The sequence below is a fragment of the Haematobacter missouriensis genome (assembly GCF_000740775.1).
Classification (GTDB): domain Bacteria; phylum Pseudomonadota; class Alphaproteobacteria; order Rhodobacterales; family Rhodobacteraceae; genus Haematobacter; species Haematobacter missouriensis.
In genome coordinates, this window is sequence record NZ_JFGS01000001.1 from 94331 (window position 1) to 106798 (window position 12468).

Below are 12468 nucleotides of genomic sequence, written 5' to 3' on the forward strand. Positions count from 1 at the left end.
CTCAAACGAGCGCACCCTCCGCCGTGATCCTGGAGCGCCCGCCAAGATAGGGATGGAGTGCCGCGGGAAGCTCGACGGAACCGTCTTCCTGCTGGCCGTTTTCCAGAACCGCGATGAGGGTCCGGCCCACGGCCAGCCCGGAGCCGTTCAGCGTATGGACGAATTCCGGCTTGCCACCGCCTTCCGGCCGGTAGCGGGCATTCATGCGGCGCGCCTGAAAATCCCCGCAGACGGAGACGGAGGAGATCTCCCGATAGGTATCCTGCCCCGGCAGCCAGACTTCGAGATCGTGGGTCTTCGTCGCGCCAAACCCCATGTCGCCGGTGCAAAGCACGACGGTGCGGTAGGGCAGGCCGAGTTTCTCAAGGATCCCCTCCGCACAGCGCGTCATGCGGCCATGCTCGGCAAGGCTGGCGTCCGGCGTGGTGATCGAGACCATCTCCACCTTCTCGAACTGATGCTGGCGCAGCATTCCCGCCGTGTCCCGCCCGGCGCTGCCGGCCTCGGAGCGGAAACACTGGGTATGGGCGACGAAGCGTCGGGGAAGGGTTGCCTCGGCGCTGATCGTGTCGTTGACGATGTTGGTGAGCGTGACTTCTGCCGTGGGCACGAGCCACCAGCCCTCGCGGGTCTGATAGCTGTCCTCGCCGAATTTCGGGAGTTGGCCGGTGCCGAACATCATCTCCTCGCGCACGAGGACCGGCGTCCAGGTTTCGGTGAGGCCGTTCTCCGTCACGTGCGTGTCCAGCATGAACTGTGCCAGTGCCCGCTGCACCCGCGCCACGGCGCCCGACAACACGACAAAGCGTGCACCCGACAGTTTGGCGGCGGTCTCGAAATCCATCCCGCCCTGCACCGCCGGTAGCTGGTAGTGCTCCTTCGGGGTGAAATTGAACTGACGCGGCTCCCCCCAGCGGTGGATTTCCACGTTGTCGCTCTCATCCTTGCCCTCCGGCACGTCGGCGAGCGGCAGGTTCGGGATGGTGAGGAGCAGGTCGCGCAGCCGCAGATCATCCGCGGCGGCGGCGGCCTGCATGTCGGCCACTTCGGTCTTCTTGGCGGCGACAAGAGTGCGGAGCCGCTCGAACTCGGCCTCATCCCCGCGGGCCTTGGCGGCGCCGACCTGCTTGGAAGCGGCATTCTGGGCGGCCTGCGCCTCCTCCGCCACACGGATGCGAGCGCGGCGCTCCTCATCGATGGCGAGGATGTCGGACGACATCGGAGACAGCCCGCGCCGGCAAAGTGCGGCGTCGAAAGCGGCGGGATTGTCGCGAATTGCGCGGATGTCGTGCATGATGTCACCGAAGTTGGATCGTCCGGGCCCCGTATGCCCGACAGAGCCGAAGGGGGAAAGGCTTTTCCGCGCCGGGTGTCCGACGAGCGGCTCCGGGCGGTGCGCCGGGCAAGGCGCGGCCTAGACGGCTGGCCAGCGATTGGCCAGCGGCATGCCCGAGGTTGAAACGAACACGGAGTCGCGCTGTCCCGCCGCCTTGCGCTCCAGAAACCCCGACTATAGGGTGCGCGCCAGCCTTCCGGGGGGATCTCCGGAGTGACCCAAAGGGCCAGACATCAGGAGGACCCCATGTTCGCAACTCCCGCCTTCGCGCAGGCTGCCGGCTCCGGCGGCGCAGCTTCGGCTCTGACCAGCTTCGTTCCTCTGATCCTGATCTTCGCGATCATGTATTTCCTGCTCATCCGTCCGCAGCAGAAGCGGCAGAAGGAGCACAAGGCGATGATCGAGGCGGTGAAGCGCGGTGACCAGATCCTGACCAACGGCGGCATCATCGGCAAGGTGACTCGCGTCAAGGACGATGGCGAGCTTGAAGTCGAGATCTCCGACGGCGTGCGGGTCCGCGTTCTGCGCTCCATGGTCGCGCAGGTGCTGTCCAAGACCGAGCCGGTCGCCAACACCTGATCCCATTCGCGGGCGGGACGCATAGTGAGCGCCCGCCCGTCGATCCGTCCCTGAAGCCGAGAACCCCATGCTGCACTTCCCCCTCTGGAAGCGGATCCTGATCTGGGTGACAATCGCGATCGGTATCGCCGTCGCCCTGCCGAACGCTTTCTACGACCGGGTCGAACGTCACAACGACGCCGTCGCCCAATACGACAAGACCGGACAGGCGACCGACCCGGAGACGGTGGAGGCGCTGTCCTTGTGGCCGTCCTGGATGCCGTCGAAAATCCTGAACCTCGGGCTCGATCTCAGGGGAGGGGCGCATCTTCTCGCGGAAGTGCATCTCTCGGATGTCTATGCCGGTCGGATAGACAGCCTTTGGCCGGAGGTGCGCGACGCTCTGGTGCAGGAGCGGGCGACTGTCGGTTCCGTGCGGCGGCTGACCTCGGAGCCGGGCGTGCTTCAGGTGCAGATCTCCCAGCCGGAAGGCATGCCGCGCGCGCTCGAAATCGTGCGTACCCTATCGCGTCCCGTGACCACACTGACGGGTGTGGGGGCGAGCGACCTCGCTATCAATGCACAGGGCGACACGATCACCGTTCAGCTCTCGGATGCGGAGCGGCATGCCTCGGACGAGCGGACCATGGCCCAGTCGCTTGAGATCGTCCGACGCCGCGTCGATGAGGTCGGTACCCGAGAGCCAACCATCGTGCGGCAGGGTGACGACCGTATCCTCATTCAGGTGCCGGGTCTTGGCTCTGCCGATGAGCTGAAAGGCCTGATCGGTACCACCGCGCGGCTGACCTTCAATTCCGTCGTGGGCCGTACGCAGGATCCCAATGCCAACCCGGGCCCGCGCAACAGCCTTTATGCCGCGCAGGAGGAGCCGGGCGTCTATTACATCGTCCAGACCGAGCCTGTGCTTTCCGGGGATTTGCTCACTGACGCCCAGCCTGCCTTCGACCAGAATGGGCGGCCCGCGGTGAACTTCCGCTTCAACGCGACGGGAGCCCGGGTCTTCGGGGACTATACCGCTACCCATATCGGGCAACCCTTCGCCATCGTGCTGGACGAAAAGGTGATCTCCGCCCCGGTCATCCAGAGCCATATCGCGGGCGGGTCTGGCATCATCACGGGCAACTTCAGCGTCGAGGGTTCGACGGAGCTTGCCGTCCTGCTTCGGGCGGGGGCGCTTCCTGCGAAGATGACCTTCCTTGAGGAGCGGACGATCGGGCCGGAACTCGGGCAGGATTCAATCGACGCCGGGCGCCTCGCCGCAACGGTCGCGATGATCGCGGTCATGCTCTTCATGGTGGCAGGTTACGGTTTCTTCGGAATGATCGCCAACGTAGCGCTCATCCTGAACCTGATCTTCATCATCGCGCTGATGTCGCTCATCGGCGCCACGCTGACCATGCCGGGTATCGCGGGGATCGTGCTGACCATCGGCATGGCCGTGGATGCGAACGTGCTGATCCTCGAACGGGTGCGGGAGGAACTGCGAAACGGCACACGTCCTGCACGCGCCATCGAGCTTGGCTATGAGAAGGCGTCTTCCGCCATCATGGACGCGAACGTCACCACCCTGATGATCGCGGTCATTCTCTTCGCGCTCGGGTCCGGGCCGGTTCGCGGCTTTGCCGTGACGCTGGCACTCGGCCTCGTCACTTCCCTGTTCACCGCGGTCTCCGTCACCCGTCTGCTCATCTCCATGTGGTATGACTGGCGCCGGCCGAAGACGCTGAAGGTCTGACATGTATCGGCTCAAGCTCGTTCCCGACAACACGAACTGGGACTTCTTCCGTTTTGCGCGCGTGGTGTTCCCGGCCTCGATGCTGGCCATGGTCATCGCCATCGCGAGCTGCTTCACGCTGGGCTTCAACTTCGGCATCGACTTTCTCGGCGGCACGACCATCCGCACGGAGGCCAGTCAACCCGTGGACATCGGCGCCTATCGCAATGCGCTGGAACCGCTGGGTTATGGGGATGTGACACTGACGCAGGTCTATGATCCGACATTCCGGGCGGATCAGCACGTGGCGCAGATCCGCATCCAGGCCCCCGATGATGCACATATGCTGTCATCGGACCAGATCACCGCGGCGGAGCACGCCCTTCAGGCGGTTGACCCCTCCATCCGTTTCCAAGCGGTGGAAACCGTCGGGCCGAAGGTCTCGGGCGAACTGGTCTCCATGGCGCTGCTGTCTCTCGGCGCGGCGATCATCGGGATCATGTTCTACATATGGATGCGCTTCGAATGGCAGTTCGGCGTCGCGGCGGTTGCGGCGCTTCTGCACGACGCAGTCATGACCATAGGCGTCTTCTCACTGTTCCAGATCAAGTTCGATCTGACCGTCGTCGCTGCTGTGCTGACGGTGGTGGGCTATTCGATCAACGATACGGTGGTGATCTTCGACCGGGTGCGCGAGAACCTCGTGAAATACAAGAAGCGCAGCCTGAAGGACATCGTGAACCTCTCGCTCAATGAAACGCTGAGCCGGACGATCATGACGACGATGACCACTTTCCTCGCGCTTCTCGTGCTGCTGGCGCTTGGCGGGGATGTGATCCGGGGCTTCTCCTTCGCGATGGTGTTCGGGATTTTCGTTGGTTGTTACTCCACGATCTTCATCGCTTCGGTGGTGCTGATATGGCTTGGCGTGGATCGCTCGGACAAGACGGAAAAGGCAGGAAAGGACGCAGCGAAGGCCGCGCCCTGAGCCTCATTCCGCGGTCGGCGGGGCGAGCCCGAAGGGTTCGTCCTCCGTCCGCGTGATGAAGCGCGCCACGGCATCGGCAAGGCCGGTGGCCAGCGGCACCGAAGGGTTGGAATAGCTGGCCAGATTGGCGGCCTTGTCGCCGGGCGGAACCTCCTTCAGCACATGGTTCATGCCGGGGAGCAGCAGGGTCACGGCGTCATTTCTCGCCTGTGTGAGCGTTGCGGCATCGGTCGGGTCGAGTTGCAGATCCTCCCCGCCGGAGACGATCATCAGCGGACCGCCATAGCGCCGCGTCATCTCTCCCGGATCGTGCGAAAACAGATCGATCAGGTAGCCCTGAATCTGGGGTCCGAGCATCGGACGGAGCGATTCCGGGATCTGATCCTCCGGCACGCGCTGGCCGCGTTGCAGGCTGTCGAGAGCGGCATCCGCAGCGCTACGTGTGCTGTCATCTTCCAGGCTCCGGGTAAGCTGATCCTCCAGCACCACGGCGAGCGACCTGCCCGGAGTGGCCAGAAGGATCACCCCACAGAAAGCCCGCTCATCGCCCGCCACCGCGCTCAGGGCGACCAGCCCACCCTCGCTGTGGCCGATGAGCCAGGTGCAGGGCAGACCGGTTTGTCCGGCGAGGCTTGCCGCCCAGACGATGGCGTCTCGCCCATAGGCGGCCAGCGTCACGTCATTCGCATCGGAAATCGCAGCGGCGCTTCCGAACATGCCACGCTTGTCGGCCCGGAGTGTCGCGATACCGCGTTCCGCCAGCGCTTCGGCAAGCTGCTTGTAGGCGTCGGTGTCAAGGCCGAGCGGTCCGTTGCCATTCCTGTCCGTGGGGCCGGAGCCGGGCAGGATCAGCGCGACAGCCTGCGGCGATTGCGGTGTCAGGTATGTTCCGGCAAGCGCCCCCAGCGGTCCGGGCGCGGTTAGCTCCTTTTCCGTCAGGCCATCGGCCAGCGCGGGAGAGGCGAGGGGGATAGCCGCGAGAAAAGCGGCGCGGGCGAATTGCAGCATCATGAACCTCCGCCGGGGCAAGATAGTGCCGGATGCCGTTTCGCCAACCGATACCCTGTGAAACCGGGAGGATTGGCAGTATCATGACCATGAAACTGCGGAGGGTGAGATGCGCCTCAACGAAATCGTTTACAACGATGCGCGGCCGATTGATGGCTATGGGCCGGGGTTCTTCCGCGTTGCCGGAAAGGTGATCGAGGGGCCGGTGCTGGTTTCCGCGCAGGGTGCGGCGACCTGGGGCGGGCTGGAGGACGTGGCTCCGCTGCTCTCGCTCAAGACGAAGATCGACGTGCTGTTCATCGGCACAGGGGCGGAGGTCGCCTTTCTTCCCCGCGCGCTTCGCGAGCAACTGGAAGAGGCGGGTCTTGCCGCGGAGGCGATGGCCACGCCGGCCGCCGCCCGGACCTACAACGTGCTCCTTTCCGAAGGACGGCGGGTGGCAGTGGCGCTTCTCCCCGTGATGGCGCCGCCTGCCGGTGCGTGATCGCCGCATCGGCCACATGGGCGGCTTTTCCCGCTCTCTGGGATAGGCTATCCGGCGAGTATGACGCTTGAGGTAAGAGATCTGGCCTGCGCGCGGGGCGGGATACCGGTGCTGGAAGGGGTAAGCTTCACGCTTCCCCCCGGCGGTGCTCTTGTGCTGCGCGGCCCGAATGGCATCGGCAAGACAACGCTGCTGCGGACGCTGGCCGGATTGCAGCCGCCGCTTTCCGGCACGATTTCCGCGCCGCCTGAGGCCATCGCCTATTCCGCCCATGCGGACGGGCTGAAGGCGACGCTGACTGTTACCGAGAACCTCGCCTTCTGGGCGCGGCTGCACGGACAACGCGAGATCGGTTCGGCGATGGAGACCTTCGGCCTCGGTCCCCTGCGCGAACGTCCGGCACAGAACCTTTCGGCGGGTCAGCGGCGGCGGCTGGGCCTTGCGCGGCTTCTGGTCACGGGGCGACCGATCTGGCTGCTGGACGAGCCGACGGTTTCGCTGGACAGCGAGGGCGTGACGCTTTTCGCGGATGCGGTGCGGGCGCATCTGGCCAGCGGCGGTGCGGCGCTGATCGCCACCCATGTCGATCTGGGCCTCGGCGTGCCGCCCGTGATGGACATCGCGGCCTTCCGGGCGCGGGCCGAGGCGATGGGGGATTTCGACCTGGCTTTCGGAGGCCTCTCGTGATCGCGCTTCTGCTGCGGGATCTGCGGCTTGCCTTCCGCAGCGGCGGCGGCTTCGGGCTCGGGCTGGCCTTCTTCCTTATCCTCGCCGTTCTGGTGCCGTTGGGGGTCGGGCCGGAGGGGAGCACGCTTGCACGGATCGCGCCCGGCATCATCTGGGTGGGGGCGCTGCTCTCCGCGCTGCTGTCGCTCGACCGGATTTTCGCGCTGGATCATGAAGATGGCTCGCTCGACCTCATCGCTACCGCACCAATTCCCCTGGAGGGCGTGGTCTTCATCAAGGCGCTGGCCCATTGGCTGACGACGGGGCTGCCGCTCACCCTCATCGCGCCGCTGCTGGGGCTGCTGCTGAACCTTCCGCTGCAAGGCTATCCTTGGCTGCTGGCCTCGCTCGCAGCGGGGACGCCCGCGCTCTCGGTCATCGGGACCTTCGGCGCGGCGCTGACGGTGGGCTTGAAGCGGGGCGGGTTGCTTTTGTCCCTGCTGGTGCTGCCGCTCTATGTCCCGACGCTGGTCTATGGGGCAGAGGTGGTGCGCCGGGGAGCAGAGGGCTTCTCGCTCGCCACGCCGTTCCTTCTGCTCGGCGGCATCACGGCGGGGGTGCTGGCGCTTTTGCCCTTCGCGACGGCCGCGGCAATTCGTATCAACCTCAGGTGACTGTGCGGGACGCCCAAAACCATGCTAGAGCCATGACGACACAGGAGCAGAACAGGATGCGTGTGACCTCGCTCTGGGAATATGCCAATCCCGTCCGTTTCATGCAGACTTCCGCCAGGCTGCTGCCCTGGTGTGTCGGGCTGACGGTGGTCTGCCTGGCTGTCGGGCTCGTTTGGGGTTTCTTCCTGACGCCGGACGATTATCGTCAAGGCTCCACGGTGAAGATCATCTTCCTGCACGTGCCCGCAGCGCTCATGGCGATCAACGCCTGGTTGATGATGTTGGTCGCGTCGCTGATCTGGCTTATCCGGCGGCACCATGTTTCCGCGCTGGCGGCGCGGGCAGCGGCACCGGTGGGCATGGTCATGACCCTTATTGCGCTGTTCACCGGCGCGGTCTGGGGCCAGCCGATGTGGGGAACCTGGTGGGCCTGGGATCCGCGGCTGACCTCCTTCCTCATCCTCTTTCTGTTCTACCTCGGCTATATCGCGCTCTGGCAGGCGGTGGAGGATGCGGATACCGCGGCCGACCTGACTTCGGTGCTCTGCCTTGTCGGTTCGGTGTTTGCCGTGCTGTCGCGCTATGCGGTGAACTTCTGGAGCCAGGGGCTGCATCAGGGCGCCTCGCTCAGCCTTGACCGCAAGGAGAATGTGGACAACGCCTTCTGGATACCGCTCGTCATCTGCATGGCGGGCTTCGCATTGCTGTTCCTGACGTTGGTGCTGATACGGACACGGACGGAGATCCGGGCCCGCCGCCTCAAAGCACTGGAATTGCGGGAGCGCATGGCATGATGCCTGATCTGGGGAAATACGCGGTTTCGGTGCTGTCGGCCTATGGCGTGACCTTCCTGCTCCTTGTTGGAATGGTGGCGCTGACGCTGCTTCGCGGTTCAAAGGTGAAGCGGCGGCTTGAGGAAGCGGAAGAAAGGCGGCGTGGTCGTGGCTAGAATATCTCCCCTCGTCCTGATTCCGCCTGTGGCCTTTGCGGGGCTGGCTGCGCTGTTCTTCTTTGGCATGGGTCGGGATGATACCTTGCCCTCCACCCTGGTGGGTCGTGAGGCTCCGGCCATCGCCGTAACTCCGCTGGGTCAGGATTCTGGCTTCGACACGGCGGTGCTCAAGACGCCCGGGGTGAAGCTTGTCAACTTCTGGGCAAGCTGGTGCGCCCCCTGCCGCGCCGAACATCCCATGCTGGAGAAGCTCGCCGCCGAAGGGGTGCCGATCTATGGCATCAACTACAAGGACGATCCGGCAAAGGCACTGGCCTTCCTTCAGGAGCTGGGCGACCCCTTCCATGGCATCGGTGCGGACGCCTCCGGTCGCATGGCGTTGAACTGGGGAGTATACGGCGTGCCGGAAACCTATGTGATCGACAGTGCGGGCAAGGTCGTCATGCGCTTTGCCGGGCCGATCACCGCGGGGGAGTTGGACCGGACGCTTCGTCCGGCCATTAAGGGCGCGCGCTAGCTCCGAATCGTCTCGAGCCCCGCCAGCAGCACCTCCCGCGACTGGGAGCCGTATTCCCTCCGCCAGATCACGGCAAGGGTGACGATGGTGCTTGCGATCAGCGGCAGCGGCCCGCCCAGCCAGCCAAGCGCCGCCAGCGCAAAATAGATGGAGCGAAGCCCCCGATTGAAGCCGCGTGCCGCACGAATGTTGATCTCCGCCGCCTGATCCGCGATCACCGTGGCCTTGGGGTCTGCAGGGTCGTTCGGAACCGCTCCCATCAGGATGGTGCAGTAACCAAACAGCCTGTGCGCCCAGAGGAATTTCAGAAACGCGTTGGTCACGAAAAGCAGGACCAGCAGCATCTTCACCTCCCATACCACGGGGGTGAGTTCGCCCAGCGTCAGGTCTTCCGCCACATTGCCCACCCGCTCCCGGTTGCCGATGAGCGCGAGGCCGCCACCAATCGCGATCATGCAGGCGGAGGCAAGAAAGGATGTACCTTGCCGGAGGCTCGCCATGACATTCGCATCGAACAGACGCGGGGTGCGCGTAATGAACTGTCGCATCCATTCACGGCGGTAGTGCTCCATCAGCGTCGCAACGGACAAGCGGGGAGCATCCGTCCGCTCGATCAGGTAACCGCTGACCAGCCAGACCAGCAGAAGCAGGCCGACGGCAATGGCGTCGGCGGCTGTGAACGGAGTGAAAGTAAAGATATGCTGCATCGAACCTGACCTTTGTCGAACAGTCTCACGCCTCTCGGCGGGGGGCCAGAGCGCATGCGGCACCGATGTGGCTTGTTGCGCGGAGTGATGTAGAATTCCCTACAAGGACCGTTCCGCGACATCCTGAGACCGGAGTCTGCAATGGCGAAATCTGCCTGTCTCTCATGCCTGATTGTCGGGGCGATCATGCTATCGGGTGCGTCTAGGGCGGGCGCTTTGGATTGGCCTGCCGTCGGTCGTCTCGATTCGGGCAGCAGTGTCTGCAGCGCCGTCCTCATCGCGCCTGATCGCGTGTTGACAGCGGCGCATTGCGTGAGCCTCGCCGACGGCGGACCGTTTCCTGCGGAAAAGATCGTGTTTCGGGCGGGCCGCGCGCTGGGGGAGGAGGTGGAGCAGTCCGTGGCGCGGCGTGTGGTGCTCCATCCCGATTATCTGCCGCGAGCGGAGGCGGGCAGCCGTCTTGCCTCGGATATCGCGCTGGTTGAGTTGCTGATACCCCTTGACGTGCAGTCGATACCGCTTGAGCAGGCGCTTTTGCCGCCGGATGACCTGACCGCCATCGCCTATTCCCGCAAACGACCAGAGGATCCGCCGCAGGTGTTATCCTGCCCTCTGCTCAGGCGGAGCCTTGGCACGTTGTTGATCGACTGCGGTGTAACGGGAGGGGCCTCGGGGGCGCCACTGATCGCGGGGCCGCTCGGGGCAGGGCGCCTCGTCGGCATCGTCGTTGCGCGGGGCGAGGCAGGGGGCCGGGACATCGCTTTCGCCGTGCCGGTCGCCGATGCGCTTCCCGTGCTGGAGAGCGCTACCCGAACCCCTTGAAATACCGCTGTCGCTTTCCCAGATCGGTGTTACCGGGATGCCCAACAAGGGGTCCGGTTAACCGCGCCTTGCCCTCACCGGGAAGGCCAATCAAGACATCGCTCAATGGAGGATGATCCATGCGAACCTTTGATCTCGCCCCGCTCTATCGTGCAACCGTGGGGTTCGACCGTATCGCCGACCTGATGGACCGGGTTCTGGCCGCCGACGTCCAGCCTGGTTACCCGCCGTACAATATCGAAAAGACAGCCGAAAACAGCTACCGCATCTCCATTGCCGTCGCCGGCTTCTCACCTGAGGAAATGTCGGTCGAGATGCGTGACAACTCGCTTATCGTCAGCGCCCGCAAGGTGAAGGAAGATGGCGAACGCAGCTTCCTGCATCGCGGTATCGCGACGCGCGCGTTCGAGCGCCGTTTTGCTCTTGCCGATCACGTGCGTGTCTCGGGCGCGACCCATGCCGATGGCATGCTGCACATCGACTTGGTGCGGGAAGTTCCCGAAACGCTGAAACCGCGCAAGATCGAGATTACCTCGACGGTGTCGGCTCCGAACGTCATCGAGGCCAAGGAAGCAGAAGGCGAAGGTCAGGCCGCCTGACATCCTTTACGGACGAGTTTCCCGGGGGGCGCGCATCTGGCGCGCCCTTTCCGTTTCAGCCGCCTGTGTCGTGGGCAGAGCAGACCTAAGATTGCTCCTGGGTCACCCCTCGTCGGCAGACTGCTCGGGCGGGACGACCAACACCTTGTCGATCCGGCGTTCATCGAGATCGACCACTTCGAACTTCCACCCGTGCCGCTCGAACGTATCTCCCAGCGCGGGCATGCGCTGCAACTCGTCCAGCACCAGACCCGCTACAGTGGCATAGTCGGCATCGGGCTTGCGCGGATAACCCAACCGGTCCGAGAATTCGTCCACGGACATCCAGCCCGCGATGAGGTAGCTGCCGTCATCGCGAAGAAACAGGGCAGGCTCCCCCGTCTCATCCTCATCGAAAACACCAGCGATGGCCTCCAGAACGTCGCCGGTGGTCACGATCCCCTCGAACTCGCCGTATTCGTCAAAGATCAGTGCGATGTGCGGGGGCGAGCGGCGGAGAACTTCGACGACATCCAGCGCCTTTGCCCGGTCCGATACGACCGGAACTTCCCGCATGAGATTGGCCACACTGAACGGGCGGTCCGTTGTCCGCGCCTCGAACACGTCACGGGAAAAGATCACCCCCGGCACGTCATTTGTCGTCCTGTCCCGCACCGGTAGTTTAGAGAACCGCGATTTGTGGAGTGTCGCAAGCACTTCCTCTTCCGTCGCATCGAGATCGACCATTTCTACGTCCCGGCGCGGTGTCATCAGCCCGCGTGCGTTTCGGTCAGCCAGACGCATGACACCGGAAAGCATGGCCGATTCGCCCGTTTCGATGACACCTGCAGACTGCGCCTCTGAAAGAACCGTGCGCACCTCTTCCTCCGTGACCTTCGACTCCTCGCTGTCCGTCTGGCCCAGCAGCCGGAGAACCGCGCGGCCGGACAGGTCTAGGAACCAGACGAGAGGAGACGCGATCTTTGCCAAAACGGCCATGAGCGGTGCAACGCGCGAGGCCACGTTTTCCGGGTTCCGAAGGGCGATCTGCTTGGGCACCAGCTCCCCGATGATGAGCGACAGGTAGGTGATGGTCACCACGACGATCAGCACGCCGAGCGCGTCGGCCGTTGCGGGCGAAAGCCCATGCGTGCGGAGCCATTCGGAGAACCGTCCGCCCAGCGTCGCCCCGGAAAACGCGCCTGACAGCACGCCGACAAGGGTGATGCCGATCTGAACCGCGGACAGGAAGCGGCCCGGGTTCTCGGAAAGATTGAGCGCGATCTTCGCCCCTCTGCTGCCCTTGTCAGCCAGTGTGCGAAGGCGCGCGGGTCGAGACGAGACGATGGCCAGCTCCGCCATTGCGAGTACGCCGTTCACCAGAATGAGGACGAGAACAATGAATAGTTCAAGGAACAAGGGGGTCGCCTTTCCTGTGTCGCA

At 64.4% G+C, this 12468-nt stretch carries 15 protein-coding genes; 11 read left to right on the forward strand and 4 right to left on the reverse strand.

Annotation, left to right across the window (positions count from 1 at the left end; genetic code table 11):
• Position 1 precedes the first annotated feature (1 nt).
• Positions 2–1294 (reverse strand): serine--tRNA ligase, encoded by a 1293-nt coding sequence (serS, locus tag CG51_RS00470; RefSeq protein WP_035740739.1) that lies wholly within the window; start codon positions 1292–1294, stop codon positions 2–4.
• A 288-nt stretch (positions 1295–1582) separates the two neighbouring features.
• On the opposite strand from serS, the gene yajC reads away from it, so the two are divergent.
• The 3 genes from yajC (at position 1583) to secF (ending at position 4617) form a co-directional block, all read left to right on the forward strand.
• On the forward strand, positions 1583–1915 hold the full coding sequence (gene yajC / locus CG51_RS00475; protein WP_035740741.1) for a preprotein translocase subunit YajC: 333 nt from the start codon (positions 1583–1585) through the stop codon (positions 1913–1915).
• A gap of 67 nt (positions 1916–1982) precedes the next feature.
• Complete coding sequence (gene secD, locus CG51_RS00480; protein ID WP_035740743.1) at positions 1983–3650, forward strand: protein translocase subunit SecD; 1668 nt, start codon at positions 1983–1985, stop codon at positions 3648–3650.
• Position 3651: 1 nt separating this feature from the next.
• Positions 3652–4617, forward strand: coding sequence for a protein translocase subunit SecF (gene secF, locus CG51_RS00485; RefSeq protein WP_035740744.1), 966 nt, complete (start codon positions 3652–3654; stop codon positions 4615–4617).
• Positions 4618–4620: 3 nt separating this feature from the next.
• Here the strand turns inward: secF and CG51_RS00490 are convergent, their stop codons facing one another.
• On the reverse strand, positions 4621–5625 hold the full coding sequence (locus tag CG51_RS00490; RefSeq protein ID WP_051929951.1) for an alpha/beta hydrolase: 1005 nt from the start codon (positions 5623–5625) through the stop codon (positions 4621–4623).
• A gap of 109 nt (positions 5626–5734) precedes the next feature.
• Here CG51_RS00490 and CG51_RS00495 point away from each other — a divergent pair, with 109 nt between their 5' ends.
• The 6 genes from CG51_RS00495 to CG51_RS00520 are packed head-to-tail and all read left to right on the forward strand — an operon-like array spanning position 5735 to position 8918.
• On the forward strand, positions 5735–6109 hold the full coding sequence (locus CG51_RS00495; RefSeq protein WP_035740746.1) for an Mth938-like domain-containing protein: 375 nt from the start codon (positions 5735–5737) through the stop codon (positions 6107–6109).
• Positions 6110–6169: 60 nt separating this feature from the next.
• Entirely contained in the window at positions 6170–6796 is a 627-nt protein-coding gene (gene ccmA / locus CG51_RS00500; RefSeq protein WP_035740748.1) for a heme ABC exporter ATP-binding protein CcmA, read from the forward strand.
• Positions 6793–7449 carry a heme exporter protein CcmB gene (gene ccmB / locus CG51_RS00505; protein WP_035740750.1) on the forward strand — a complete coding sequence of 219 codons (657 nt, stop codon included), beginning with the start codon at positions 6793–6795 and terminating at the stop codon, positions 7447–7449. The genes ccmA and ccmB overlap by 4 nt, the downstream gene beginning before the upstream one ends.
• A gap of 56 nt (positions 7450–7505) precedes the next feature.
• Positions 7506–8243, forward strand: coding sequence for a heme ABC transporter permease (locus CG51_RS00510; protein ID WP_035740753.1), 738 nt, complete (start codon positions 7506–7508; stop codon positions 8241–8243).
• Positions 8240–8398, forward strand: coding sequence for a heme exporter protein CcmD (gene ccmD, locus CG51_RS00515; RefSeq protein ID WP_179285819.1), 159 nt, complete (start codon positions 8240–8242; stop codon positions 8396–8398). The genes CG51_RS00510 and ccmD overlap by 4 nt, the downstream gene beginning before the upstream one ends.
• Positions 8391–8918, forward strand: coding sequence for a DsbE family thiol:disulfide interchange protein (locus CG51_RS00520; protein WP_035741235.1), 528 nt, complete (start codon positions 8391–8393; stop codon positions 8916–8918). Before ccmD ends, CG51_RS00520 begins: the two co-directional genes overlap by 8 nt.
• Here the strand turns inward: CG51_RS00520 and CG51_RS00525 are convergent.
• Entirely contained in the window at positions 8915–9625 is a 711-nt protein-coding gene (locus tag CG51_RS00525; RefSeq protein WP_035740755.1) for a DUF599 domain-containing protein, read from the reverse strand. The two genes, CG51_RS00520 and CG51_RS00525, sit on opposite strands and share 4 nt — an antisense overlap.
• 186 nt (positions 9626–9811) lie before the next feature.
• Between CG51_RS00525 and CG51_RS19000 the strand changes: the two genes are divergently transcribed.
• Both CG51_RS19000 and CG51_RS00535 read left to right on the forward strand, forming a co-directional pair.
• A complete protein-coding gene (locus CG51_RS19000; RefSeq protein WP_233141367.1) occupies positions 9812–10447 on the forward strand; it encodes a trypsin-like serine peptidase in 636 nt (211 codons plus the stop codon).
• Positions 10448–10566: 119 nt separating this feature from the next.
• Positions 10567–11046, forward strand: a complete 480-nt coding sequence (locus tag CG51_RS00535; protein ID WP_035740757.1) for an Hsp20 family protein — start codon at positions 10567–10569, stop codon at positions 11044–11046.
• 102 nt (positions 11047–11148) lie between these two features.
• Here CG51_RS00535 and CG51_RS00540 read toward each other — a convergent pair whose 3' ends face one another.
• Positions 11149–12444, reverse strand: a complete 1296-nt coding sequence (locus tag CG51_RS00540; protein WP_035740759.1) for a hemolysin family protein — start codon at positions 12442–12444, stop codon at positions 11149–11151.
• Between the last annotated feature and the right edge of the window lie 24 nt (positions 12445–12468).